At 50.4% G+C, this 2,363-nt stretch carries 3 protein-coding genes; all 3 read right to left on the bottom strand.

Going from position 1 to position 2,363, the window contains the following annotated elements; translation table 11 throughout:
* The coding region (locus NZ772_17535; protein ID MCS6815359.1) for a hypothetical protein at positions 1-641 on the bottom strand (641 nt) is incomplete at its 3' end.
* Positions 642-1,088: 447 nt separating this feature from the next.
* Positions 1,089-1,961, bottom strand: coding sequence for an NAD(P)-dependent oxidoreductase (locus NZ772_17540; GenBank protein MCS6815360.1), 873 nt, complete (start codon positions 1,959-1,961; stop codon positions 1,089-1,091).
* Between the two features lie 222 nt (positions 1,962-2,183).
* Positions 2,184-2,363 (bottom strand): hypothetical protein (locus NZ772_17545; GenBank protein MCS6815361.1); only part of this gene is annotated, 180 nt, incomplete at its 5' end.

A 2,363-nucleotide genomic window follows, 5' to 3' on the forward strand; every position in this document is an offset into this window, starting at 1 on the left:
TCGGTGGCTATCAACGACTCTCCAGGCTGCATCAGTGCTGACACTGGCGAAGCTGTCAAAATTGCTTGACAGTCGTTCAAGAATGCTTCTAACTGAGCAAGTTGCTCTAGGACATCCTGATGGTGCTGTAGGGTAGATAGCTGGTCAGGAGCATCTACTGTGCCATCATGGGGTGATGGTTCCTGATTCTTAGCTGTAGGTTGCTTCCCATGGTCTGCCGCTGCACGAGCAGCTATCGCCATCAGATGTTCCGCTAAACTCTCGGTTAGCTGCCCATCATGGGGCTGAGCCTGTCCGTTGCCAGTAGCTTCCTGAGAGGATAGGGTGTTCTCCGCTTGGTCGTGGGGATTGGGGGGAATGTCTACCTTTAGCACATCAGCTAGTCGAGCCAGTGATTCAGATACGTCTAGTGACCCTAAGCGAATTTCTGTTTTGACGAGGGGCGATGATGAAGAGGGCTGACTAGTTAACTGGTCTTGACTTGATGTGTAGAGGTCGATCGCATCATGAGCAGCCCCTAGAGAGGGGTCTGAAGATACTCCATTGTTCACATCACTGGTCACAGCGTTAGCGACAGATCGCGCAGACCAACCCGCTTCTGGGGCGGGCACATCAGCATTGCTCATGGCGTTGTCATCCATATTTGCAGGGTCTCTTTGCACTGGATTTGACGAATGTTAGCACTTGCGGCTGTAATCAGCCAACTCGTACTTAACTTTAGTAACATACAATCCTCAGATTGCGCATCTTTTCTAGGGTGATTCCAGGGTAGTTGCCATCTAAAGCGTCATGGTGAGCAGCATGATGGTAAGTTTGCCATTATCAGCAATCCAGCCAGCAATCTAGCCAGCTAGCGATCACCTCCCATATTACGGCTACGGATAGTTTGTAATAGACACGTCAGTCTTTGCTACGAACAGTAGGTTATATCACCAGCTTTTGGAGAGTTGGTGTAACAACTTTATACTAGCCATTTCGGGGACTCTACCTGCTCAGAGCAAGAACTCAAATCGTGATTACGAGCAGCCTGAATCAACAATGCAAGGAATTGGGACAGCTCGGAAGGTTGCTAGTGACAGTAACTTGAGTTACATTGACTGCCGGACTGCTATTAGTTCCTGTCGTAAATTACCGGGGTTATAGCCCAGGCTATAGGCCAGAGAACTGTCCATGGAAACATCAGGAGGGCGGGGTGCTGGCATGGGTACATCGGCTTGGCGGCAGGGCTTAATGTTGGCTGTCGTGAGGTTAAAAATCTCGACCAGCAACTGTCCAAATTCATAGCGAGATACGCGCTCCTTTCCCCCTAAGTGTAAGTAGCCTTGGACTTTTTCTAGGGCTAGCAGTAGGCCATGGCAGGCTGCTCTCGCGCTAATGGGGGTACGGATTTCGTCAATGAATAGCGTTAGCTCAGTACCCGATCGCAGCTTCTGCAAAAACGGCTGAAGAAAGCTTTCTGCTGGCGTTGCTACTCCAAACATCAACGGCATCCGACATACGGCTGTTTTAGGGTAACGAGCCAACATGCCCTGTTCTGCTAGCACCTTTTGTTCACCGTACACATTCACTGGGTTCACGGGGTCATCTTCTCGATAGGGAGGATGCAACCCGTCAAAGACCAACTCACTGGAGGTGAATACACAGGGAATATCTGCCTCTGCACAGAGGTCAGCAATGTGCCAAGAGGCCATCACGTTGATAGCATAGGCGGCCTCTGGCTCCAGTTGACAGAGATTGGGTTTTGACTGCGCTGCCGTATGGATTACGGCATCCGGTTGCACCTCGTGAAATAGGGTGGTTAATGCCTGGGTATCTGTCAGGTCAATGGCGACGATCGGGACTTCTAGCCCCTGACACCCATGACGATAGCTAGTGCCAACAACCCGCCACTGTTGCTGGGCTATTTGACACAAGTGCCACCCCAAAAATCCACTGGCACCGGTAACTAGTAGAGTTTTCATAGGGTGCATGTCACTTTTGCCCTTAACCTAAATCCTGCTGCCAACTTGGAAGAGAGACTTTGAGATGGCTCGGCTCCCCTGCTCCCTAATCCCTTGTTTGCAGGGAACCAAGGGGAACAGAGAGCGGGTCTGGGGGATGAGGGCCTGCGACGGTGACATGCTCTCATGTTCATGAGGCTGTAATGACATCAGCGATAGACTCAAGACGAATCCTCCCAAACATTATTCGAGATCGTCTGACATTGTAATTTCCTGCATTCCCTGCTCTTGGTCAATAAAGTCTTGAACTTTGATGCGATATTCCCGCAAAATTTCATCCACCCAGACTCGGTTTTCGCTGTTGGCACAGAGATGAATCAAAGGTTCTCCTGCATCGGGTAGCACGAGAATCCAACTATCGCG

Source organism: Cyanobacteriota bacterium, assembly GCA_025054735.1.
In the GTDB taxonomy this organism is placed as follows: domain Bacteria; phylum Cyanobacteriota; class Cyanobacteriia; order SKYG9; family SKYG9; genus SKYG9.